The 22,759-nt window shown below is 65.2% G+C and carries 25 protein-coding genes; 8 read left to right on the top strand and 17 right to left on the bottom strand.

Going from position 1 to position 22,759, the window contains the following annotated elements; translation table 11 throughout:
* The first annotated feature begins 27 nt into the window (after positions 1-27).
* A complete protein-coding gene (locus GV832_RS11665; RefSeq protein WP_168775045.1) occupies positions 28-1,266 on the top strand; it encodes an NAD(P)/FAD-dependent oxidoreductase in 1,239 nt (412 codons plus the stop codon).
* A 77-nt stretch (positions 1,267-1,343) separates the two neighbouring features.
* On the opposite strand, the gene GV832_RS11660 is transcribed toward GV832_RS11665, so the two are convergent.
* Positions 1,344-1,922 (bottom strand): thymidine kinase, encoded by a 579-nt coding sequence (locus tag GV832_RS11660; RefSeq protein ID WP_168775044.1) that lies wholly within the window; start codon positions 1,920-1,922, stop codon positions 1,344-1,346.
* A gap of 222 nt (positions 1,923-2,144) precedes the next feature.
* On the opposite strand from GV832_RS11660, the gene GV832_RS11655 reads away from it, so the two are divergent.
* A complete protein-coding gene (locus tag GV832_RS11655) occupies positions 2,145-2,597 on the top strand; it encodes a phage regulatory CII family protein (protein ID WP_168775043.1) in 453 nt (150 codons plus the stop codon).
* 39 nt (positions 2,598-2,636) lie between these two features.
* Here the strand turns inward: GV832_RS11655 and GV832_RS11650 are convergent, their stop codons facing one another.
* Complete coding sequence (locus GV832_RS11650; protein WP_168775042.1) at positions 2,637-4,001, bottom strand: DEAD/DEAH box helicase; 1,365 nt, start codon at positions 3,999-4,001, stop codon at positions 2,637-2,639.
* A 176-nt stretch (positions 4,002-4,177) separates the two neighbouring features.
* Entirely contained in the window at positions 4,178-4,939 is a 762-nt protein-coding gene (locus GV832_RS11645) for an NAD kinase (protein WP_168775041.1), read from the bottom strand.
* 188 nt (positions 4,940-5,127) lie between these two features.
* Between GV832_RS11645 and glyA the strand changes: the two genes are divergently transcribed.
* The gene (glyA, locus tag GV832_RS11640) at positions 5,128-6,405 is read left to right on the top strand and encodes a serine hydroxymethyltransferase (protein ID WP_168775040.1); all 1,278 of its coding nucleotides are present in this window, start codon (positions 5,128-5,130) and stop codon (positions 6,403-6,405) included.
* A 196-nt stretch (positions 6,406-6,601) separates the two neighbouring features.
* Here glyA and GV832_RS11635 read toward each other — a convergent pair whose 3' ends face one another.
* From GV832_RS11635 to GV832_RS11620, 4 genes are all read right to left on the bottom strand, one after another.
* Positions 6,602-6,871 carry a YiaA/YiaB family inner membrane protein gene (locus GV832_RS11635; RefSeq protein WP_168775039.1) on the bottom strand — a complete coding sequence of 90 codons (270 nt, stop codon included), beginning with the start codon at positions 6,869-6,871 and terminating at the stop codon, positions 6,602-6,604.
* A gap of 24 nt (positions 6,872-6,895) precedes the next feature.
* Positions 6,896-7,582 (bottom strand): PspA/IM30 family protein, encoded by a 687-nt coding sequence (locus GV832_RS11630; protein ID WP_168775038.1) that lies wholly within the window; start codon positions 7,580-7,582, stop codon positions 6,896-6,898.
* A gap of 78 nt (positions 7,583-7,660) precedes the next feature.
* A complete protein-coding gene (locus GV832_RS11625) occupies positions 7,661-8,272 on the bottom strand; it encodes a TetR/AcrR family transcriptional regulator (protein ID WP_168775037.1) in 612 nt (203 codons plus the stop codon).
* A gap of 46 nt (positions 8,273-8,318) precedes the next feature.
* Positions 8,319-8,687 (bottom strand): hypothetical protein, encoded by a 369-nt coding sequence (locus tag GV832_RS11620; protein ID WP_168775036.1) that lies wholly within the window; start codon positions 8,685-8,687, stop codon positions 8,319-8,321.
* Positions 8,688-8,756: 69 nt separating this feature from the next.
* Here GV832_RS11620 and GV832_RS11615 point away from each other — a divergent pair, with 69 nt between their 5' ends.
* On the top strand, positions 8,757-9,527 hold the full coding sequence (locus tag GV832_RS11615) for an alpha/beta fold hydrolase (RefSeq protein WP_168775035.1): 771 nt from the start codon (positions 8,757-8,759) through the stop codon (positions 9,525-9,527).
* Here the strand turns inward: GV832_RS11615 and GV832_RS11610 are convergent.
* The 8 genes from GV832_RS11610 to GV832_RS11575 form a co-directional block, all read right to left on the bottom strand.
* Complete coding sequence (locus tag GV832_RS11610; protein ID WP_168775034.1) at positions 9,524-10,006, bottom strand: cytochrome b; 483 nt, start codon at positions 10,004-10,006, stop codon at positions 9,524-9,526. The genes GV832_RS11615 and GV832_RS11610 overlap by 4 nt on opposite strands.
* A 58-nt stretch (positions 10,007-10,064) precedes the next feature.
* Positions 10,065-10,253: a CTP synthetase gene (locus GV832_RS11605; RefSeq protein ID WP_168775033.1), complete on the bottom strand. Its 189-nt coding sequence runs from the start codon at positions 10,251-10,253 to the stop codon at positions 10,065-10,067.
* A 70-nt stretch (positions 10,254-10,323) separates the two neighbouring features.
* Complete coding sequence (locus tag GV832_RS11600; protein ID WP_227754389.1) at positions 10,324-11,370, bottom strand: Gfo/Idh/MocA family protein; 1,047 nt, start codon at positions 11,368-11,370, stop codon at positions 10,324-10,326.
* Positions 11,370-12,155 carry a ThuA domain-containing protein gene (locus tag GV832_RS11595; RefSeq protein WP_168775032.1) on the bottom strand — a complete coding sequence of 262 codons (786 nt, stop codon included), beginning with the start codon at positions 12,153-12,155 and terminating at the stop codon, positions 11,370-11,372. Before GV832_RS11595 ends, GV832_RS11600 begins: the two co-directional genes overlap by 1 nt.
* 96 nt (positions 12,156-12,251) lie before the next feature.
* Positions 12,252-13,253, bottom strand: coding sequence for an ABC transporter ATP-binding protein (locus GV832_RS11590; protein WP_168775031.1), 1,002 nt, complete (start codon positions 13,251-13,253; stop codon positions 12,252-12,254).
* 3 nt (positions 13,254-13,256) lie between these two features.
* Entirely contained in the window at positions 13,257-14,090 is an 834-nt protein-coding gene (locus GV832_RS11585; protein ID WP_168775030.1) for a carbohydrate ABC transporter permease, read from the bottom strand.
* Positions 14,090-15,049, bottom strand: a complete 960-nt coding sequence (locus tag GV832_RS11580) for a carbohydrate ABC transporter permease (RefSeq protein ID WP_168775029.1) — start codon at positions 15,047-15,049, stop codon at positions 14,090-14,092. The genes GV832_RS11585 and GV832_RS11580 overlap by 1 nt, the downstream gene beginning before the upstream one ends.
* A gap of 101 nt (positions 15,050-15,150) precedes the next feature.
* Positions 15,151-16,410: an ABC transporter substrate-binding protein gene (locus GV832_RS11575; protein ID WP_168775028.1), complete on the bottom strand. Its 1,260-nt coding sequence runs from the start codon at positions 16,408-16,410 to the stop codon at positions 15,151-15,153.
* Positions 16,411-16,734: 324 nt separating this feature from the next.
* Between GV832_RS11575 and GV832_RS11570 the strand changes: the two genes are divergently transcribed.
* Positions 16,735-17,661, top strand: a complete 927-nt coding sequence (locus tag GV832_RS11570) for an aldo/keto reductase (RefSeq protein ID WP_168775027.1) — start codon at positions 16,735-16,737, stop codon at positions 17,659-17,661.
* A 93-nt stretch (positions 17,662-17,754) separates the two neighbouring features.
* On the opposite strand, the gene GV832_RS11565 is transcribed toward GV832_RS11570, so the two are convergent.
* Together GV832_RS11565 and GV832_RS11560 are read right to left on the bottom strand one after the other, a co-directional pair.
* Positions 17,755-18,972: an AGE family epimerase/isomerase gene (locus GV832_RS11565; RefSeq protein WP_168775026.1), complete on the bottom strand. Its 1,218-nt coding sequence runs from the start codon at positions 18,970-18,972 to the stop codon at positions 17,755-17,757.
* 201 nt (positions 18,973-19,173) lie between these two features.
* Complete coding sequence (locus GV832_RS11560) at positions 19,174-19,701, bottom strand: TlpA family protein disulfide reductase (protein WP_168775025.1); 528 nt, start codon at positions 19,699-19,701, stop codon at positions 19,174-19,176.
* A 24-nt stretch (positions 19,702-19,725) separates the two neighbouring features.
* On the opposite strand from GV832_RS11560, the gene argH reads away from it, so the two are divergent.
* From argH to lysA, 3 genes are all read left to right on the top strand, one after another.
* Positions 19,726-21,120, top strand: a complete 1,395-nt coding sequence (gene argH, locus GV832_RS11555; RefSeq protein ID WP_168775024.1) for an argininosuccinate lyase — start codon at positions 19,726-19,728, stop codon at positions 21,118-21,120.
* A 29-nt stretch (positions 21,121-21,149) separates the two neighbouring features.
* The gene (locus GV832_RS22330) at positions 21,150-21,272 is read left to right on the top strand and encodes a hypothetical protein (protein ID WP_265332511.1); all 123 of its coding nucleotides are present in this window, start codon (positions 21,150-21,152) and stop codon (positions 21,270-21,272) included.
* Between the two features lie 216 nt (positions 21,273-21,488).
* On the top strand, positions 21,489-22,748 hold the full coding sequence (lysA, locus tag GV832_RS11550) for a diaminopimelate decarboxylase (protein WP_168775023.1): 1,260 nt from the start codon (positions 21,489-21,491) through the stop codon (positions 22,746-22,748).
* Positions 22,749-22,759: the final 11 nt, after the last annotated feature.

Below are 22,759 nucleotides of genomic sequence, written 5' to 3'. Positions count from 1 at the left end.
GATCGCCCCTCGGCCCGGGAGACGCAAATGGTTCAGCACATCTCTACCGAAATCGCCGTGGTGGGCGCGGGGGTCGTGGGGCTCGCCATTGCCGAGGCGCTTTGTGCCGAGGGGCTGGAGGTCGTGCTGATCGACCCCGAGCCTCCGGGTTCGGGGGCGAGCTATGGCAATGCCGGGACGATTGCCGATTACGCGGTGATGCCGGTGGGCAGCCCGGATGTGCTGAAGTCGCTGCCCTCGCTCTTGTTCAACCGCAACTCGCCTCTGGCCATCCGGCCCGGCGCGCTGGGGGCCCTGGCGCCCTGGCTCTTGCGGTTCGCGCGCCAAAGCCTGCCGGGGCCCGCGCTGCGCAATGCCATGGCGATTGCGGGGCTTTTGGAGGGCGCAAAGGACCTCTGGACCGACCTTGCCGCAAGGATCGGCGGCCTGGACCTGATGCGGGCCGAGGGCTGCCTTTATCTCTATGAGACCGAGCGCGCCTTGAAGGGCGCCGAGGCCGATATGGACTTCCGCCGGTCATTGGGGGTCGAGGTCGAGCTGATCGACGACCGGGGGCTTGCGCAGCTGGAGCCGGGGTTGCAGGGCATGGCGGGGGCGGCCTATTTCCCCAACGCGGTGTTTCTCTCGGACCCGGGTGCCATGGTCACGCGGCTGGCCCAGGCGGCGCTGCAATATGCCGGGCTCCTGACCGGGCGGGTCGACCGCCTGACCCGGCAATTCGACGGCATCCTTCTGGAGGGGGAGGCGTTCAAGCTTCATGCCAAGAGGGTGATCCTGGCGGCAGGGGCGCATTCGCGCGACCTGGCCCGGATGGCGGGCGACAAGGTGCCCCTGGACACCGAGCGCGGCTATCACGTCGAATTCGACATGGACCGGCCACTGTTGAACCGGCCCTGCTGCCCGACGGCGCGCGGCTTTTACCTTTGCCCCATGACGGGGCGCTTGCGGGTGGCGGGGACGGTGGAGCTTGGGGGGCTGACCGCGCCGCCCTCGGCGCACCGCATCGCGCGGCTCTTGGAGGGCGCCCGGTCGGTCTTTCCGCATCTGGGCGAGCCGGACCGGACCTGGATGGGCTTCCGGCCCTCGATCCCCGATTCGGTGCCGGTGATCGGGCCCAGCCGGGCGGGGGGAGAGGTGATCCATGCCTTTGGCCATGGCCATATCGGCCTGACGCTGGCCCCGGTGACGGCGCAGATCGTGACCGACCTGGTGATGGGGCGCGAGCCCGGGCGGGATATCAGCGCCTGCCGGGCGGACCGGTTCTAGGGGTCACGGTCGAGGGGGGCGCTGCCCCCCGCCCTTCGGGCCCCCCCCCCCGGATATTTGATCCAGTATGAAAGAGATCAGTCGCCCACGGCCTCGCGCCAGTGGCGGCGGCAGAGGCTGACATAGGTCTCGTTCCCGCCGATCTGCACCTGGTCGCCCTCCTTCAGCGCCCGCCCATCCGGGCCGCGCCGGATGACCATCGTGGCCTTCTTGCCGCAATGGCAGATCGTGCGGACCTCGCGCATCTCGTCGGCCCAGGCCAGCAAAGCCGCCGAGCCGGGGAAGAGGTTGCCCTGGAAATCGACCCGGAGGCCATAGCACATCACCGGCACGCCCAGGTCATCGACGGCCCGGGCCAGTTGCCAGACCTGCTCTTTCGACAGGAACTGCGCCTCGTCTAGGAAGATGCAATCGACGCGGCCCTGGGCCAGCCGCGCCGCGATCTTCGCGAAAAGGTCCTCGCCCGGTTCGAACGTATCGGCCTCCTCGCCGATGCCGATGCGGCTGGCGATCCGCCCCTCTCCGGCGCGGTTGTCGAAACGGGCGGTGATGAGATAGGTCACCATCCCCCCCTCGCGGTAATTGTGCGACGCCTGCAGTAGCAGCGTCGACTTGCCCGCATTCATGGTGGAGTAGTGGAAATAGAGCTTGGCCATGGCGCCCTTTAGCCGAAAGCCACGGCCCAAGGCAAGGTGGGGACGGGTCCGCCAAATCCCCGGTTTGCGAGACATAGGCCCCGGCGGACCCCCACCCATTACCGGTTTGCACCGGTCACTCGCACAATCCCGAACATCGGGCCACCTTTATGCATGACAAACCTTTAGTTCCTGATTAATGGGAAAAGTTGCGGGAATTTCCCGCGCCTCAGGGTTCAGCACATGTCGGTCGAAGGTTATCTGAAGAAACACGCCGAGGCTTTGGTCAAGGATGTCGGCATCGAGGCCGCCTGCGCCCTGACCGGCAAGTCCAAGGCGACGCTCGGGCGCTATTACTCGGACCAGGACGAACACGGCGACCGCTTCATGCCGGTCGATGTCGTGGCGCAACTGGAAGCGGCGGCGCGCTTTCCCCATGTCACGGCCGCCCTGGCCGATCTGCGCGGCATCACGCTGTCCTACAGCCCGGAAAAGCGCAACGCGACCTCGGGCGGGGTGAACCATGACGTCGTGACCCTGGCCCAGCGCTTCGCCCAGCTGATGGCGGAATACAACATCGCCATCGAGGACGGGAAGATCTCGCCGAACGAGGCCAAGAGGCTCTTGCGCGAGACGCTTTCGCTGCAAGAGGTGCTTTTGACGATGAAGCTGAACCTGGAACAGGGGATGAGCTGAGGTCTTGCGAAAAGGGCGGTCTTGCGACCGCCCCTTGCATCACTTCGGTTTGCGTTGCGGGGCCTGGCCGCCACCCGCCGGACGGGCGGGCTTGGCTGCGGGACGCGGGCCGCTACCAGCGGGCTTGGCGCCGGGCTTGCCCTGCCAATGCGCGGCGGGCTTGGCGCCTTGCGGACGGCCCTGGCCTTGCGGGCGCGGCGCGTCGGAGGGGCGGTTGCCCTGGCGGCCCTTGCCTTGGCCCGGCTTGGACGGGGCCGCAGCCACCGCCGCAGCCGACCAGGGCGCCCCACCCACGACCGCGATGGTCTTCTTCAACAGCTTCTCGACGGCCTGCAATTCGCCCATCTCGGAGGGCGAGACAAACGAGGTCGCATTGCCCTCGGCCCCCGCACGCGCGGTGCGGCCGATGCGGTGGACATAGTTTTCCGGCACATTCGGCATGTCGAAGTTATAGACGTGCCGCACGCCCGGAATGTCGATGCCCCGCGCCGCCACATCGGTGGCCACCAGCACGTCCAAAGCGCCATCCCGGAACTCGGTCAAGGTCCGGTCGCGCTGGTTCTGGCTCTTGTTGCCATGGATGGAACCCGCCTTGAAGCCCCAGGAGACCAGGAGCTTGAAGAGCTTCTCCGACCCATGCTTGGTGCGGCCAAAGACCAGGGCCTGCTCGCCCGGGTGCTTCTTCAGGTATTCTTCCAACAGCTTGGCCTTGTCGCCATTGGGGATGTAATGCACCGCCTGGACGATCTTGTCGGCAGGCTTGCCCGGAGGCGCGACCTGGACCTTGACCGGGTTGCGCAGATAGGTCTCGGCGATCTCGCTGATGTCAGCGGGCATGGTGGCCGAGAAGAGCATGGTCTGGCGCTTTTGCGGGATGAACTTGGCAATCTTGCGCAGGGCATGGATGAAGCCCATGTCCAACATATGGTCCGCCTCGTCCAAGACCAGGTAGCCGCAGGATTCCAGCGTCACATCGCCGCGGTCCAGGAGGTCGATCAGACGGCCCGGCGTCGCCACCAGCACATCGGACCCGCGCTTCAGCCGCTCGGCCTGTTTGAAGATCGAGGCGCCGCCCACGACCATGGTGATCTTGACCGCCGTCCCCTTGGTGAAGGAGGCGATGTTGTCGAAGATCTGGGAGACGAGTTCGCGCGTCGGCGCCAGGATCAGGGCGCGGACATGTTTGGGCGCAGGGGGATGGCCGATGTCCAGAAGGCGATGCGCCAAGGGCAGGCCGAAGGCCGCCGTCTTGCCGGTGCCGGTCTGGGCCAGGCCCATCAGGTCGGCGCCCTTCATGATATGGGGGATCGCCTGGGCCTGGATCGGCGTGGGCGTGGAAAGATTGGTGGCCTCGAGGGCCTTGAGCAGTTTGGGCGAAAGCCCGAGTTCGGCAAAAGTGGTCATTTGTGACACCATCGCAAAAGGACCAAAGGCCCTCGGCGCCAGAACATCCTGACACCCGTGCCTTTGTGGGCACCCCTGCGTGATGGTGGGAACCTGTGTCCGGGTCGATCAAGTGCTCACGCGGCACGGACATCGGACCCCCGGCAGATGGGGCCCTTTCGCCGCAAAGTCAAGCCTTATGCGAATTGCTCGACGATCAGCCGTTCCTCCAGCCCATGGCCCGGGTCAAAGAGGATGCGGTGACAGGTCTCCGGCGCCGAGCGGATCTCGACAGAGACGACATGGGTTACCGGCATCGTATCGGCATCGGCGCGAACCGGGCGTTTGCCGGGGTCGATGACCTCGAACCGCACCACGGCGGACTTCGGGAGCAGCGCGCCACGCCAGCGCCGGGGGCGGAAGGCCGCGACCGAGGTCAGGGCCAGGACATCGGCCCCGATGGGCAGAATGGGCCCATGGGCCGAATAGTTATAGGCCGTCGATCCCGCAGGCGTGGCCAGAAGGCAGCCGTCGCAAACCAGCTCCGGCATGCGTTCCACCCCGTCCACCAGGATGCGCAGCTTGGCCGCCTGGGCTCCCATCCGCAGAAGCGAAACCTCATTGATCGCAAGGGCTTCAGTCACCCGCCCCTCTTCATCCACCGCCGTCATGTGCAGCGGGTTCAGACTGACCTCCTGCGCCGCCTCCAGCCTTTCGGCCAAGGCCTCGACGCTATAGGCGTTCATCAGGAAGCCCACCGTGCCGCAATTCATCCCGTAGACCGGCAGCCCCGAGGCCTGGACCTCATGCAACGTCTGAAGCATGAACCCATCGCCACCCAGTGCCACGATCACCTCGGCCTCGGTCAGCGGGCTTTGGCCATGCAGCGCGGTCAGGGCCGCAAAAGCCTCCTGGGCCGCAGGCGCACGCGAGGCACGAAAGGCGATGTTGCGGGGCATGGTGTTCCTCCGGCCGCCATCTTGACCGGGGAGTGGCGGAACTCAACCCCCCCGGAGAAATTCGGTCGCATCTTAAAGGAAGTTTCCGATCGGAAACTTTTTTCGCGCTTGTGGCGAAACCTGTCGTTTTTCTGCCTGTCCCTGTCGCCCAGTTGCGTCTAAATGGCGCCAACCAGCAGGAGAAACCCATGTCGAATTTCTTCACCGAAAGCCTTGCGACCCGTGACCCCGAGCTTTTCGGCTCGATCACCGATGAACTCGGCCGTCAGCGCGACGAGATCGAGCTGATCGCCTCGGAAAACATCGTCTCCCGCGCCGTGATGGAGGCCCAGGGCTCCGTCATGACGAACAAATACGCCGAGGGCTACCCGGGCAAGCGCTATTACGGCGGCTGCCAGTTCGTGGACGTGGCCGAGCAGCTGGCCATCGACCGGGCCTGTGCGCTGTTTGGCGTGGCTTACGCGAACGTCCAGCCGAACTCGGGCTCCCAGGCCAACCAGGGCGTGTTTACCGCGCTGATCAAGCCCGGCGATACGATCCTGGGCATGAACCTGGCCTCGGGCGGTCACCTGACCCATGGCGCGGCTCCGAACCAGTCGGGCAAGTGGTTCAACGCGATCCAGTACGGTGTCCGTCAACAGGACAACCTGATCGACTATGACCAGGTCGAGGCGCTGGCCGTCGAGCATCAGCCCAAGCTGATCATCGCCGGTGGCTCCGCCGTGCCGCGTCAGATCGACTTCGCCCGCTTCCGCGCGATTGCCGACAAGGTGGGCGCTTACCTGATGGTGGACATGGCCCACTTCGCAGGCCTGGTGGCCGGCGGCGTGCATCCCTCGCCCTTCCCCTATGCCGATGTGGCGACGACCACGACCCACAAGACCCTGCGCGGACCCCGTGGCGGGATGATCCTGACGAACTCGGAAGAGATCGCCAAGAAGATCAACTCCGCCATCTTCCCGGGCATCCAGGGCGGCCCCCTGATGCATGTGATCGCGGCCAAGGCCGTGGCTTTCGGCGAGGCCCTGCGCCCCGAGTTCAAGGCCTATGCCGCCCAGGTGATCAAGAACGCCCAGGCCCTGGCCGACCAGCTGATGAAGGGCGGCCTCGATATCGTCACCGGCGGCACCGATACCCATGTCATGCTGGTGGACCTGCGCCCGAAAGGCGTGAAGGGCAATGCGACAGAGAAGGCCCTCGGCCGCGCCCATATCACCTGCAACAAGAACGGCATCCCCTTCGACCCGGAAAAGCCCACCATCACCTCGGGCGTGCGCCTCGGCACCCCCGCAGGCACGACGCGCGGCTTCGGTGAGGCCGAATTCCGCCAGATCGGCCAGTGGATCGTCGAGGTCGTCGACGGCCTGGCCGCCAATGGCGAAGAGGGCAATGCCCATGTCGAAGCCGCCGTCAAAGCCAAGGTCGAGGCACTCTGCCAGAAGTTCCCCCTCTACCCCGGCCTCTGACCCCGGAACGCAGTGACAAAAAGGGGCTGGCCCAACCGCCAGCCCCTTCCCCATTTCATCTTTTCACAAATATCCACGGAGGGGGTCCGGGGGAGGGGCGTGCCCCTCCCCCGGGCGGGGGTGCGGGGGCGGCAGCCCCCGCTTCCGCCGAAGGCGTCAGCCCCGCAGGTTCCCTGCGGCGCTGGCCCTCGGCCCGTCACTTCTTCTCGCCCACGAATTCCGCCAGCATGCGCTCGTTCTTGGCCTCTTCGATCAGCCGGATGCGGTCGTCGAAAAGCTTGGCATCCATCCGGTACTTGACCACGTTGATCAGGCTGATGGTCAAGAGCATGACCCCCATGCCCCAGTATCCCTTGGTGGCCAGCGGCACCTCGGTCGAGAGCCACAGTGAAATCCCCAGAAGCACATAGGCCACGACGACGCCGCCCAGGTTCAGGTTGATGATCAGCCCATTATCGTTCTTCATGATAATCCCTCATCCTTTGGCGGCTCAGGCCGCGTTGCCCTGCGATTTCAACCGCGCCATGACCTCGGCGCCCGTCACCTTCAGCGCCGGTCCAAAGCCCGCCGCCGCCATCTGTTCCGCCACATGCGCGCCCGAGAGACCGCGGTCGATCTCGGCCAGCACTTCCGCCTCCTCAAACCGGTCCTCGCGGCCCAGGACTTGGGCGATCAGCGTCTCGGCCTCCTCCATCGCGCCGGGGCCCCCACGCCCCGCCCGGAGCTTCGCCTGCAAGCCCTGCTCGTCGCGGTAAGCCCGGGCCGAGACCGCGCCCTGGCGCAGGTCGATGATCTTGCGATGGCTCGCCGCCACGCTTTCCTGCAGCCGCAGGATGCGGGCCTCGAGCCGGCTCCGCGTCTCACGCCGCATTTGCGCCTCGTTCTCCAGGGCCGCCATGGCCTCGGCCGCCTGAAGGCCCAGGTCCTCACGGCCCGCAGCCAGGGCCGCCATGGCCCGCGAGGTCAAATCGGCCAAGCGGCTCTCCAGCACGGCCAGCCCCTTGGCCTCGGCCCGCTCGCGCAGGATCAGGCTGGCCAGCACGGACTTGGCCTGGCGCAGCGCTTCTTCTGCCTCGCGGATTTTCTGGTCGATCAGCTCGACCGCATAGGTCTGACGCAGTTTTTCTTCCGCCCGCGCTTCGGCCCCAGCCCACAAAGTCCTCAGTGTTCCGAACATTCGACCCTCCATGAACGCTGTTCATGGGATCTTTGTAGCAGAGTTTGAACGCCGTTCAAGATATTTATTGAACGGCGTTCAAGTTTTTGCAACGCGCAGCAGCAGGGCCTCGATCATCGCCTCGACCCGCTCCAGCGGCACGCCCGAGAGCCGGTTCTGCAGCCCCAAAGAGACGATGCCATGGACCGAGGAAAACAGCGTCCGGGCCATCAACTGCACGCCATCCGGATCAAGCTCTTGAAAAAGCTCGGAGACCGGGCGGGCGATGTGGTCGAAAAGCTCTTCCAGCGCCTGGTTGTAGGCCGGCGGCACATCGGAATCGCGCGGCATCTCCAGGTCGAAGAGCGCCTTCCACAGGTGGTGGTTCTGATCGGCAAAGCGCAGATAGGCGCGGGCCAAGAGGACCAGCCGCCGCTCGGGGGCCAGGGCCTCATGGCCAACCACCGCCCCCGCCACCTCGACCCCGATTCGCAGGAAGGTCCGGAGGTTCACCGCCATGATCAGCGCGGTCATGTCGGGGAAGACGTTGTAGATCGCACCCACCGCGCAACCGGCCTTGCCCGCAAGGTCGCGCGCCTTGACGCTGGACATGCCACCCTGAACGATCTGCGCCTCGGCCAGGGCCACAAGGGTCTCGCGCAGCTCGGCGCGGCGACCTTCCACTTTGGATGGGGCTTCGACTTTCGACATGGGGCCTCCTTGAACGGCGTTCAGGATAGCATGCCCCGGCCCAGGCTTAAATATGCCCGCGCCAATAAAGCGCCGCGACCCAAAGGACCGCCACGACCAGGACCGCAAAGGCGATGCGGGCGGCGATGTCCAGGACCATCCCCTTGCGCCGCTCGGCCCGGTTCACGCTGTTCAAGTGCTTGACCAGGATGTCATAGGCGACCGACACGGCCTCGAGGTCGATGCGCGGCAGGAACTTGGGGTTGGCCGAAAGCTGCACGGCCTCGACCAGGGCCTCCGCTGCCGCAAAGACTTCGCGCGGGAGCTGGCGCTTGGCGCGCTTGACCTGGGTCTCCAGGTTGCCCTTGATCTTCAGCCGCTCGGCCATCAGGCCCGAGACGCGGTCAGCCATCTGCGTGATCGTGGTTCGGCTCATCTTGCCCTCGCTTGCTCCTGATCCTTAGACCTGAGAAAAGGGCATTTCAACGAGGAGAAGACGGCGAAAATGCTGAACCAGGTGCTTCATCCCGCAAAAGAGACGCCCAGCCTGCCGACCTTGCTGATCGTGCATGGGCTTTTCGGGTCGGCGCGCAACTGGGGGGCGATTGCGCGGAACCTGGCGGGGCCGCGCGACGTGGTGACGGTGGATCAGAGGAATCACGGGTCCAGCCCGCGCTTTCCCACCAACAGCTATGAAGACATGGGGGAGGACCTGGCCGAGGTCATCGAGGCGCTGGGTGCCCCGGTCGATCTTCTGGGCCATTCCATGGGCGGCAAGGCCGCCATGCAACTAGCCCTGACGCGGCCCGAGCTGGTCCGCCGCCTGGTCGTGGCTGATATCGCCCCGGTCGCCTATACCCATGACCAAAGCGGCCATATCGCCGCGATGCGCGGGCTGGACCTGACCGGCCTGACCTCGCGGCTGGAGGCCGACCGCCGCCTCGCCCTGGTCGAGCCCGACCCCGCGCTGCGGGCCTTCTTCCTGCAATCCCTGGACCTGAAGGCCAACCCGCCCGAGTGGCGGCTGAACCATGACGTGCTGGAGGCCGAGATGGACAAGATCATCGGCTGGCCCGGCACGCCTGGCGCCTTCCCCGGCCCGACGCTCTTCCTGTCAGGCTCGGAGAGCCACTACGTCCGCCCCGAATACCGCGACGCCATCCGCGCCCAGTTCCCCAAGGCACGCTTCGCCAAGCTTCCCGGCGCGGGCCATTGGCTGCATGCCGACAAGCCCCGCGAATTCGAAGAGACGGTCCGGGTGTTCTTGTCGGCCTAGCGCGGCGTCCGCATCCGGTCCAGAAGCCCGTCCTTCAGCACGAACTGGTGATAGAGCGCCATGACGACATGGCCCAGGATCAGCACCCACAACAGCGCCTTCAGCGGCCCCTCGTGCAGCTCGGCCAAGATGTCGATGCCCGCGAAAAAGGCCAAGAGCCCGGTGACCGGCAGGCCGATCATCAGCGCATAGATCGCCAGGTGACCGATCTTGGCCGCCGTCTCCATCGCCGGGGTGGAATCGGGCGCATCTGGCACGCCGCGGGTCAGCCGCAGCACCAGGCGCCACAGGACCAGCGCCAGGATCAGCACGCCGAAGAGGATATGCAAGAGCCCGCCCAGCGTCATCGTATAGCTGCCATTGCGCTGCAACTCGTCCCAGAGCGGCTTCATGTCCTCGCCCATCAAGAGCTGATACAGGATCAGCACGCCAACGACCCAGTGCAGGATGATCTGAAGCCGCGAATAGCCCTGAACCATGGTTACTCCCTCCGTTTCGCCGCAGGAAAGCCAGAGCCCGGCGGAATGTCCAGCCTTTTCAGGTCTCGCGGTTCAGGATTGCGCGTGCGACCAGCCAACTGACCGGAAGGCCGAGGACAAAGCCCAGAACGGCTGAGCCGATCAGCGCCTGGGCCGTCACCTGCCCCATGGTCAAGGCGGCCACCATGATCGTCCCGGCCAGTGTCGTGCCGATCAGCGAATAGAGCATCATTGTCAAACGAAGCATTTCTGCCTCCATGCAGAGGCGCGGTCGGCCTTGCATGACATGGCGGCCCCGGGGGCCGCCATGATCTGCGTCAAACTTTCAGCGAAAGCCCGCCTTTGGCCGCCGATTGCTCGGCGCGGTCCAGCATCTGTTGCAGCTGCGCGCCCCGGGCGAAGTCGGGATCGGCGGCGCCCTCGCCCCGGATGGCCGCGATGAAGCGCTGGTAGATATTGGCCAGGACCGGCGCCTCGACCTCGCGCCACTCGGCCTTTTCCAGGTCGCCAAGGCAGGCCCGCAGGGTCGAGACGTTGCGCTCCCACAGGACTTCCATGCCGCCCTTGGTGCCATAGAGCCTGAGCCGCAGGTCGTTCAGGTGACCGGTGGCAAAGCGCGTGGCCGCAACGGTGCCAAGCGCGCCGTTGCCGAGGACGACCTGCATGGTCGCACTATCATTGGCATCCAAGGGATATTCGCCGATCTGGTCTCCGGGCGCCTTGTGGAAGGTCGCGAGCCGACAGGAGATCTCGTCCACCGGAAGCCCCGCGATGAAGGTCGCATAGTCCAGGATATGGATGCCCACATCGCCCAGAACCCCCTTCGACCCATGCTTGGTCGAAAGCCGCCAGAGCCACTGGCTCTCCTTGTCCCAATGCCCCCAGGCAGGCTGGGTGAGCCAGGATTGCAGGTAGCTGGCCTCGAAATGCCGGATCTCGCCAATGGCGCCCTCGCGCACCATCTTGGCCGCCTGCTGAAGCGCCGCGACGTTGCGGTAGGACAGGTTGACCATGTTGACGACGCCCGCCTTGGCGGCGGCGGCAGCCATCTCGTCCGCCTGCGCCTCGTTGGTCGCCAGGGGCTTTTCGCAGAGGATATGCTTGCCCGCCGCCAGCACCGGCATGGTGGTGGCATAATGGGCCGCATCCGGCGTCACATTGGTCACCGCGTCGAACTCACCCCAGGCGAGCGCCTCGGCGAGGGAAGCGAAGCCATGCTCGATCCCATGCTTCTCGCAAAAGGCCTTGAGCTGTTCGGGCCGCGTATCGACGCCCGCGACAACCTTGACGCCTTCGATCTTGTTGAACTCGGTGGCATGGTTGTTGGCCATGCCGCCGGTGCCGATGATCAGGATGCGGATCATCACTTGAACCCTTCTTCGCCGTCATGGTGCAGACGGGGGCCGCGCTCCACGATGGGCTCCAGCGCCTTGTCGACCGGGGTGTTCGGCGCATCGTTGGGCTTTGCGATCCGCGCCTCGGGGTTGAAGGCCCAACGCACACCGTTCGCGATCACCTTCTGCACATTCGCATCGTGATAGGTCGGATAGGTCTCGTGCCCCGGGCGGAAGTAGAAGATATTCCCCGCGCCACGACGATAGGTCAGGCCAGACCGGAAAACCTCGCCGCCCTGGAACCAGGAGATGAAGACCGTCTCCAGGGGCTCCGGCACGCCGAAGGGCTCGCCATACATCTCCTCGGTTTCCAGCTCGAAGTGATCGGGCAGGCCGCGCGCGATCGGATGCTGGCGCGAGGTGACCCAGATACGCTCCCGTTCCCCGGCCTCACGCCAGGTCAGGTTGCAGGGCGCGCCCATCAGCCGCTTGAAGGGCTTGGCGAAATGGGCGGAGTGCAGGAAGATCACCCCCATGCCGCCCCAGACCGCGTCACAGACCCGCTCGACGATCTTGTCATCAACCTGGCCATGGGCCGCATGGCCCCACCAGATCAGCACATCCGTCTCGGCCAGCTTGGCCTCGGTCATGCCATGCTCAGGGTCCTGCAAGGTCACGGAGGACGCCGTGATCCCCTCTTCCTTGTTGAGGAACCCGGCAATCGTGCCATGCATGGTCAGGGGATAGACCCCCGCCACGACCTTGTTCTTCTGCTCGTGAACGTTCTCGCCCCAGACGGTGACGCGAATAGCCATCTTCGTTTCCTCTCGAATGGGGGACCGCCCCCCATTTCATCTTTTCATAAATATCCCGGGTGGGGTCCGGGGAGGGCAGCGCCCTCCCCGGGGGGGTCAGCGCAGAGGCTTCCCATCCTTGTCAAAGCGATGCAAGTGGTCCGGATGCGGGCCGACCTTCACTTTCGTGCCAAGCGCGATATCGGTCTTGCCCGGGCGGCGGCAGATCAAGGGCTCCGAGGCGCCCAGCTCGATGAACAGGAAATGGTCGCTCCCGAGGTCCTCGACATGCAGGACCTCGCCCGCCCAGGGCTGATCCTCGCCCAGGACGACATGTTCCGACCTTATGCCCAGGGTCTCGCAGCCATGTGCGGCGGCGAAGGGACCGGTCAGGAAGTTCATCTTCGGGCTGCCGATGAAGCCCGCCACAAAGAGCGAATTGGGCCGCTCATAAAGCTCGGTCGGCGTGCCCACCTGCTCCAGCCGCCCATCGCGCAAGACGGCGATGCGGTCGGCCAGGGTCATGGCCTCGACCTGGTCATGGGTGACGTAGATCATCGTCACATTGCCCATCTGGTGATGCAGCTTGGCGATTTCCAACCGGGTCTGCACCCGCAGAGCAGCATCCAGGTTCGACAGCGGCTCGTCGAACAGGAAGACCCGCGGATCGCGCGTGATGGCCCGCCCGATCGCCACCCGCTGACGCTGCCCGCCCGAAAGCTGCTTGGGCAGACGGTCCAGGAGATGCTCGATCTGCAAGAGCTTTGCCGCCTCGCGCACGCGCTTGTCGATCTCCTCCTTCGAGGATTTCGCCAGCTTCATCCCGAAGGCCATGTTGTCATAGACCTTCATATGCGGATAAAGCGCATAGCTCTGGAACACCATGGCGATGCCGCGCTCCGAGGGCAGGATGTCGTTCACCCGCTCGCCGTCAAAGAGCATGTCGCCCGTGGTGATGTCTTCCAGCCCCGAGACCAGGCGCAAGAGGGTCGACTTGCCGCAGCCCGAGGGCCCGACGAAGACCATGAACTCGCCCTTTTCGATGGTCAGGTCGATGCCCTTGATGACATCCACCGCGCCGTAGGATTTCTTGACGTTCTTCAGTTCGATCTTGGCCATGGTTTAACCCTTCACGCCGCCCGCGGTCAGGCCCGCGACGATCTTGCGTTGGAAGATGAGGACGAGGATGATCAGCGGCACGGTCACGATGACACTGGCTGCCATGATCGGGCCCCAGGGGATCTCTTGCACCGAGGCGCCCGACAGAAGTGCAATGGCCACCGGCACGGTGCGCTCGGTCTCCGAGATGGTGAAGGTCAGCGCGAAGAGGAACTCGTTCCAGGCGCCGATGAAGGCCAGAAGGCCGGTCGTCACCAGGGCGGGCCACAGAAGCGGCATGAAGACCTGGGTGATGATGATCCAGGGCGTCGCACCATCGACGATGGCGGCTTCCTCGATCTCGACGGGCAGATCGCGCATGAAGGTGGTCAGCACCCAGACGGTGAAAGGCAGGGTGAAGATCGTGTAGGACAGCATCAGCGCGAAGGGCGTGTTGTAGATGCCGAAGAGCTTGATCAGCTCATAGAGCCCCGACAGAACCGCGATTTGCGGGAACATCGACACGGCCAGGATGGTCATGAGCAAAAGCCCCCTGCCCCGGAACCGCACCCGCGCCAAGGCATAGGAGGCGGTGACGGCCAGGAACAGGGCGCAAACCACCGTCACCCCGGCGATCAGCACCGAATTGCCGACCGAGCGGATAAAGTTGCGCCCGTTCATGACGCTGGCGTAATTGTCCAGCGAGAACATCTCGGGCAGGATATTGGGCGAGAAGATCGCCGTTCCCGTCTCGAAGCTGGTCATGACGGCGTAATAGAAGGGGAAGACCGCGATCAGAACGATCAGGGCGACGCCCAGATAGAACATCACGGTCCAGAAAGGAGTGCGGCGGGACATCAGGACTTCTCCCCCGAAAGATCGACGCGGCCGAGCTTGATATACAAGAGCACGAAGGCCGTGATGATGAGGAACAGGAGCGTCGACATGGCCGAACCCTCGCCATAGTCGCCGAACTGCTGGATCTGGCGATAGGACAGGACCGACATGGTCACCGTGGCATCCGATTGCGGCGTCAGCACATAGATCAGGTCGAAGATGCGCAGGGCATCCAGCACGCGGAAGATCACCGCGACCAGGAGCGCGGGCTTCAAGAGCGGCAAGGTCACGCGGAAGAAGACCTTGACCGGATGGATGCCGTCCAGCTTGGCGGCCTCATACATGTCACGCGGGATCATTTGCAGACCCGCCAGGATCAGAAGCGCCATGAAGGGCGTCGTCTTCCAGACGTCCACGATCAGGACAGCCAGCATCGCCGTATCGGCACGGGCGGTCCAGGCGATGGGCTCGGAAATCAGGCCCACGGTCAGCAGCATCTGGTTGATGACGCCGAATTGGTCATTCAGCATCCAGCCCCACATCCGGGCCGAGACGATGGTCGGGATGGCCCAGGGGATCAGGATGGCGGCGCGCACCAGGCCGCGGCCCTTGAACTCGGCGTTCAAGACCAGGGCGACCAGAAGGCCAAGCACGGTCTCCAGCGCAACCGAGACCAGCGAGAAGCGGACGGTGTTCCACACCGCGTTCCACCATTCCGCGTCCAGAAGCACGCCGCGCCAGCGGATCTCGCCGTTCGAGCGCACGCGCTGTTCGATGTAATTGTCAAACCCCACCCAGGCGGCCTTGCCGTTGAAGATCGTGTCGGCCGTCGCATCGGTGAAGGAAAAGCTGATCGAGCGGAACAGCGGCCAGGCGGCCACGATGGCCAGCATCACCAGCATCGGGGCCAGGAACCAGAACGCGGCTCGGACGCGTTGCTGTTGCAGGCTGGGCCCCTTCGCAATCTTGGAAGTCGTCATCAATGCCTCCCGTCAGCCGGTCAAACGCCCCTCCCGGCCGCCGATCCGGCAAGAGGCCCGGGCAGATTGCTCCGCCCGGGCCGTTCACCCCTGGGGGAAGGTCACTTTTGCAGCAGGTCTTCCAGGTCGCCTTCAAGGGCGGCCAGGGCGTCGGCAGCCGGGGTCGAGCCCGAGAGAACCGAGTGGACCGCCGTGAAGAACAGGGTCGAGACTTCGTTGTAGTCGCCACGGGTCGGAGCCGAGGGCCGCGGAACCGCCTGCAGGAAGACGTCCTTCCAGCGCGGGATGATCGGCTGGGCGGTCGCGATGTCGGCATCGTCATAAAGCGCGACGATGGTCGGCAGGCTCGACTCGTTGATCGCGCGGTTCTTCTGCGCCTCGGGGCCAGCCAGATACATGGCCAGCGAGATCGCGGCCTCTTGCTTGGTCGAATACTTCGACACGGCCACGTTCCAGCCACCCAGCGTCGCCGCCGAGGACATGCCCTCGCCGCCGGTCGGCAGGGTGGTCACGTCGAACAGGCCCTTGACGGCGGAGTCATCGCCATTGCCCAGGCCATAGGCATAGGGCCAGTTGCGCATGAAGGCCGCGTTGCCGGTCTGCCAGACGCCGCGCGATTCTTCTTCCTGGTAGGACAGGACACCTTCGGGCGAGATCGTGCCGACCCAGGCCTTGGCCTGTTCCAGCGCGGCCACGGCCTGCGGGTTGTTGATCGAGATCGTGCCATCGGGCTCGACGATCTGGCCGCCGCCATGGGACTTGACCCATTCCAGCGCGTCGCAGGTCAGACCCTCATAGGCATTGCCCTGCCAGACGAAGCCCCAGAAGTCACCCTTGCCGGCAGCGCGCTCGCCGTCCTGGATCTTTTGCGCGGCGGCAGTCAGCTCCGCCCAGGTCTTGGGAACGGCGACGCCATACTTCTCCAAGAGGTCCTTGCGGTAGTAGAGCGCGGGCGCATCGGTGAAGATCGGCAGGGCGACCAGCTTGCCGTCGACGGTCTGGCTCTCGATGATCGAGGGGAAGTGGGTCGGCGCCAGGTCCTTGGCGGCTTCGGTCAGGTCGACGAAGTGATCGGCCAGTTGCGGAGCCCAGATCACGTCGGTCTGATAGAGGTCGATGTCGCCATTGCCGGCGGCGAGCCACAGGCGATACTGGCCGAACTGGTCGGTGGTCGAGGCGGGCATCGGCACCAGCTTGACAGTGTTGCCGGTGGCTTCTTCCCAGGGCTTCACCAGCGCCGCGAAGTTTTCGACCGCAGCGCCCACGGCGCCCGAAACATAGGTGATTTCCTCGGCCGCGACCGGCGCGCCGAAGACAGCCATCATCGCGGCAAAAGCCGTCGCCCGATATCCATGGGACATGGGTTTCCTCCCTAAACGATTGATATGCGCCTTGACGGCGCGTGCTCCCTTAAAACGCCACGAACCTTCCCGTCTGTTGCGGGCCTCCTCCGAAGCGTTTCGGGTGGTCTAGCGCAGGATCGCCGCATAAGTCAACGATTCTCGCTTCAAAGCGCTTTCAATTCTCCTTCGCAGCCGCAGAAATGCGAAGCCCCAGCAGGGCCGAGAGGTCTTTTCAAAGCGCTTTCAAGCCCATGTCCCTGCAGGGCCCCGGAAGGCCACCTTGCCAAGGCGCCCGTGGCAGCCCATCCTGTCGCCTTGAACGCCATCGCGAAGGAGCGACCGATGCAGACGATTTCCGTGGGCGGCACCCTGCCCGCCTCGCAAGTGATCCTTGGCCTGATGCGGATTGCCACGATGGAGGATGCGGCCATCCGCAACCTGGTTGCCGCCAGCCTCGAGGCGGGGATCACCATGATGGACCATGCCGACATCTACGGCCGCCCGCCCGTCCACACCTGCGAGGCGCGTTTCGCCGAGGCCCTGGAGCTGACACCCTCCCAAAGGCAGCGCATGCTGATCCAGACGAAATGCGGCATCCGCGAGGGGTTCTTCGATTTTTCCAAGGACCATATCCTGGCCTCGGTCGAGGGCAGCTTGCGCGCGCTCAAGACCGATTACATCGACATCCTTCTCCTGCACCGCCCCGATGCGCTGGTCGAGCCCGAAGAGGTCGCGGCGGCCTTCGACCTCTTGCACGCCCAGGGCAAGGTCCGGCATTTCGGCGTGTCGAACCAGACCCCGGGCCAGGTGGAGCTGTTGAAGCGCAGCCTGAACCAGCCGCTGATCTGCAACCAGGTGCAGCTTTCGATCACCCATGCGACCCTGGTCGCGCAGGGGGTGGCGATCAACATGGAGGGGCTGGAGCAATCCATCGACCGCACGCTTGGGCTCCTGGATTACTCCCGCCTGAACAAGATGACCCTGCAGGCCTGGTCGCCCTTCCAGAAGCGCTGGTTCGACGGGGTCTTCGTCGGCGACCCCGAGCTTCCGGCACTGAACCGGGCGCTCAACGAGATCGCCGAGGCCCATGGCATCACGCCCACCGGCGTGGCCGTGGCCTGGATCACGCGCCATCCCGCCCAGATGCAGGTGGTTCTGGGCACGACCAATCCGCAGCGCGTCCGCGATTGCGTCGCGGGCGCCGGGGCGCGGCTCACACGCGAGGAATGGTATCGCCTGTTCCGCGAGGCGGGCTATTCGGTGCCCTGAGCGCCCCCGGGCTGCGCAGACCCGCCCGAGCCCCGCCCCGGGATCGGGCGCTCTGCTTCAGCAGCGTAGCCCGGGGTATACCCCGGGTCTGCCCTAGTCCTCGCGGATCGCCTTGGTCAGGCTGCCCGTGGCCGGGTAAAGCGGGATCAGGCAGGCCTGGAGCGCGTGGTAGATATCGCCCTTGCCCGGGAAGATCTCGTAGGAGGGTTTCAGGTCCTCGGTCCGCTCCTCGTGCCAGCCGCCGTTCTGGCGGTCGACGAAATGGCTGCCGATGACATCCCAGATGCGGCGGTAATCGGCCTCCCAATCGCCGGGGACCAGTTCGTTCAGCCAATGCGCCGCCGCCGCCGCCTCGCAAAGCGGCCACCAGAGCTTCATCCGCTTGGCGGGCTTGTTGTCCCAATCCAGCGTATAGAAGAGCCCGCCCTTCTCGCGGTCCCAACCGAGCCCCATGGCCTCGCGGAAGAGCCCCTGCGCCGCCTCGACCATCCAGGCCTCGCGCTTGCCGTCCAGGACCCAAAGCTGCAGGATCAGCCGCGCCCATTCCATCGCATGGCCCGGCGTGGTGCCCGCCGGGCGGAACATCTCGTTGGGGTGGTAGTAATCACGGTCCAACGTCCAATCGGCGGTGAAATGCTCTGCCACCCGCCAGTTGCAAGCCCTTGCCGATTGGCCGATCACCCGTTCCGAGATCGCCTTGGCCTTCGACAGGTATTCGCCCTCCCCCGTCGCCTCATGGGCCGCCATCAGCGCCTCGGTCAGGTGCATGTTGGAGTTCTGCCCGCGATAGCTCCCGCCCTCCAGGGGCTGCCAATCGGCGGTGAATTCCTCGGCAATGGCGCCGAATTGCTTCTCCCAGAAGCGGGCGTTCAGAACCTCGGTGATATCCCCCAGCATCTGATCGGCCAAAGGATGCCCCACCAGCTTGGCCGAAGAGGCCGCCAGAAGCACGAAGGCATGGCCATAGCCCTGCTTGTTGCCATCGACCGGGGCGCCGCCCTTGACCGACCAGAAATACCCGCCGTTGACTTGGTCCCGGTGCTGGCGCCAGAGCATCTCCATCCCGTGATCGACCACCGAGGAAGACCCGGGCCGCCCCAAGAGCTGCCCGATGGCAAAGCAATGCACCGCCCGCGCCGCGATATGGATCGGATGGACCTGGCCCGCCGGGTCCAGGGGAACGCCCGAAGGCGCCAGGTCATAGAACCCGCCCGAGGGATCGACGAAGCCCTTCTGGAAGAAGTCCCAAAGCCCCTCGGCCTGCCCCCAAAGCCATTCGCGGTGCAACAGCTTGTCCGTCCAACGATCCATCAACGCCTCCCCGGTTTGGCCGCCAAACTACAGCCCCAACCGCCGCCGCCAAGCCCCCTCTTTCATCTTTTCCGAAATATCCACGGGGTTTCCAAAGGGGAGTGTGCTCCCCTTTGGTTGGGGGGTGCGGGGGGCGAAAGCCCCCCGCGTCCTCCTGCAGGTTTCAGTGGCATTTCATGCCTCTGAAACCTGCAGGACCCCTCACTTCATCAGCGCATCCATCACGGCCAGGGCCTCGGCCCCGCCCCAATCCGCCCCGCCGATCAGCCGGGCGACCTCCTGTCCCTCCGGGTTCACGATCACCGTCACCGGCAGGCCCAGGACCCCGGCCTCCCGCGCGAATTGCTGCCTGGGGTCGCGCAAGAGCCCGATATGGGTCGCGCCCACTTCCTCCATGAAAGCCGTGATCTTGGCCACCGGATTGGGCCCCACGGCCACCGCCGTCACCGCCACATCGGGCCGGGCCACGGCCAGGGCCTCCAGCGCGGGCATCTCTTCCCGGCAGGGCAGGCACCAGGTCGCCCAGAAGTTCACCACCTGCCACTTGCCCCCGGGCAGGGCCGCCACGCCATCGGCCATGTCCAGAAGCTCGACCCCCGGCAGCGCCTTGGGCTCCGAGGGCACGAGTTTCGCCATCTCGCCCGTCAAGAGCGCCGGATCGACCTCCGCCAAAGCCATGTTTGCGCAAGCCAGCGCCAGGGTATAAACAGCCGCCCGAATGATCCGCATCTCACCTCCGAAAGGGGCCATCCCATGACCCAGGACAATTCCGCCAATAGCATGTGGGGCGGCCGCTTTGCCACCGGCCCCGATGCGATCATGACGGCCATCAATGCCTCGATCTCCTTCGACAAACGGCTTTACGCGCAAGACATCGCAGGATCCCGCGCCCATGCCGCCATGCTGGCCGCCCAGGGCATCATCACCGAGGAAGATGCCACGGCGATCCGGCAAGGTCTCCTCACGATCCTGTCAGAGATCGAGGCGGGCCGCTTCCAATTCTCCGAGGCGCTGGAGGACATCCACCTCAACATCGAATCCAAGCTCACAGAGATGATCGGCGAGGCGGGCAAGCGCCTCCACACCGGGCGGAGCCGCAACGACCAGGTGGCCGTCGACTTCCGCCTCTGGACCCGCGACCAATGCGACGCGGCGATCACCGGCCTGACCGCGCTGATGCAAGCCTTCCTCGCCCAGGCCGAGGCCGGGGCCGACTGGATCATGCCCGGCTTCACCCATCTGCAAACCGCGCAACCCGTGACCTGGGGCCATCACATGCTGGCCTATGTCGAGATGCTGGCCCGCGACCGGAGCCGCTTTGAAGACGCCCGCCGCCGCATGAACGAATGCCCCCTGGGCGCAGCGGCGCTCGCCGGCACCGGCTTCCCCATCGACCGCCACATGACAGCCAGCGCCCTCGGTTTCGACCGCCCCACCGCCAACAGCCTCGACTCCGTCTCCGACCGCGACTTCGCGCTGGAGTTCCTGAGCGCCTCCGCCATCTGCGCCACCCACCTCTCGCGCTTTGCCGAAGAGCTGGTGATCTGGTCCACCGCCCAGTTCCGCTTCGTCAAGCTCTCGGACAAATGGACGACCGGCTCCTCCATCATGCCGCAGAAAAAGAACCCCGATGCGGCGGAGCTTCTGCGCGCCAAGATCGGGCGGATCCTGGGCTCGACCGTGGCTCTGTTTACCATCATGAAGGGCCTGCCCCTGACCTATTCCAAGGACATGCAAGAGGACAAGGAACAGGTCTTCGACGCCGCCGACACGCTGATGCTGTCCTTGGCCGCCATGACCGGCATGGTCAGTGACATGACCGCCAACCGCGAGGCCCTGCACAAGGCGGCATCCAGCGGCTTCTCCACCGCCACCGACCTGGCCGATTGGCTGGTGCGCAGCCTTGGCCTGCCCTTCCGCGAGGCGCATCACGTCACGGGCCGCCTGGTGGCCTTGGCCGAGGAAAAGGGCTGCGACCTGCCCGACCTGTCGCTCTCCGAGATGACCTCCGCCCATCCCGGGATCACCCAAGAGGTCTATTCAGTCCTCGGCGTCGAGAACTCGGTCCGGTCGCGCATGAGCTACGGCGGAACGGCGCCGGACCAGGTCAGGGCGCAAGTGGCGCGCTGGAAAACCCTCCTGGGCTAAGCAAGATTGAAAACCCAAAGGAGATTTCCATGAAAAAACTCGCCCTCTTCCTGCTCCTCGCCGCCTGCGGCGCAGCCGGTTCCCCCGAAGCCCCCGCGCCGGGGGTCACCGTCACCGGCGAAGCCTCGGCCGGCGTGTCCGGCGGCCTTTAGGTCGGCATCCTTCTCGTAGCGGGGGGCTGCCGCCCCCCGCACCCCCCGCCCAAAGGGGAGCACGCTCCCCTTTGGAAACCCCGTGAGTGTTTGGGCAAGTATGAAAGACGACACAGCTTTCACACTTGCTCAAATATCCCCGCCGGAGGCTCTTTGGACCTGCGTGGACACGGGCGCGGCTTCTGCTAGAAGGGGGCGCGTGATCAGGAGGCGGGCATGGACCATTTCATCTACAAAGACGGCAAACTGCATGCCGAGGACGTCGACCTGACCGAGATCGCCCGCGCGGTCGGCACGCCCTTCTATGTCTATTCCGCAGCCACCCTGACCCGGCATTACAAGCTCTTCACCGAGGCGCTCTCTCCCCTGCCGCACCAGGTTTGCTTTGCCATCAAGTCGCTCTCGAACATCGCGGTCCTGAAGCTTTTGGGCGACCTTGGCGCCGGGATGGATGTGGTTTCGGGCGGGGAATACCGCAGGGCTTTGGCCGCGGGCGTGCCGGGCGACCGGATCGTCTTCTCCGGCGTCGGCAAGACGCGCGAGGAGATGCGCCTCGCCCTGACCCATGGCATCCGCCAGTTCAACGTGGAATCCGAGCCCGAGCTTCTGGCCCTGTCGGAGGTCGCAAGCGCCATGGGGGCCACGGCGCCCATCACCCTTCGGGTGAACCCCGACGTGGACGCCAAGACCCATGAGAAGATCGCCACCGGCAAGTCCGAGAACAAATTCGGCATCCCCATCGCCAAGGCCCGCGCGGTCTATGCGCTGGCCGCCACCCTTCCCGGCATCAAGGTCGTGGGCGTCGATGTCCATATCGGCAGCCAGTTGACCGACCTTGCCCCCTTCGAGGCCGCCTTCCAGAAGGTTGCCGAGCTGACCCTGCAACTGCGCGAAGACGGGCACGAGATCACAAGGCTCGACCTGGGCGGGGGCCTCGGCATCCCCTATACCCGCTCGAACGAGGCCCCGCCCCTGCCCACCGATTACGGCGCCATGGTCAAGCGGACCCTCGGCCACCTGAATTGCGAGATCGAGATCGAGCCGGGGCGGCTGATCTCGGGCAACTCGGGCCTCCTGGTCTCCGAGGTCATCTATGTGAAAGAGGGCGAGGGGCGGACCTTTCTCATCGTCGATGCGGCGATGAATGATCTGGTGCGGCCCTCGATGTATGGCGCCCATCACGACATCGTCCCGGTGATCGAAAGCACAGCCGACCGCCAGGATTATGACGTCGTGGGCCCGGTCTGCGAGACGGGCGACACTTTCGCCAAGGGCCGCGCCCTGGCCCGGCTGGAACCCGGCGACCTCATCGCCTTCCGCTCGGCGGGGGCTTATGGCGCCGTCATGGCGTCGGAATACAACACCCGCCCCCTGATCCCCGAAGTCCTTGTGATGGGCGATCAATTCGCTGTCATTCGGCAAAGACCGAGCTTTGAGGAAATCCTGAACCGGGATAGCATCCCCTCATGGCTTTGACTTGAAAGAGG

The organism is Stagnihabitans tardus (genome assembly GCF_009925085.1).
Taxonomy (GTDB): Bacteria; Pseudomonadota; Alphaproteobacteria; order Rhodobacterales; family Rhodobacteraceae; genus Stagnihabitans; species Stagnihabitans tardus.
Note: the sequence above shows the minus strand (reverse complement) of the source record. Positions and strands in the feature narration are given on the sequence as shown.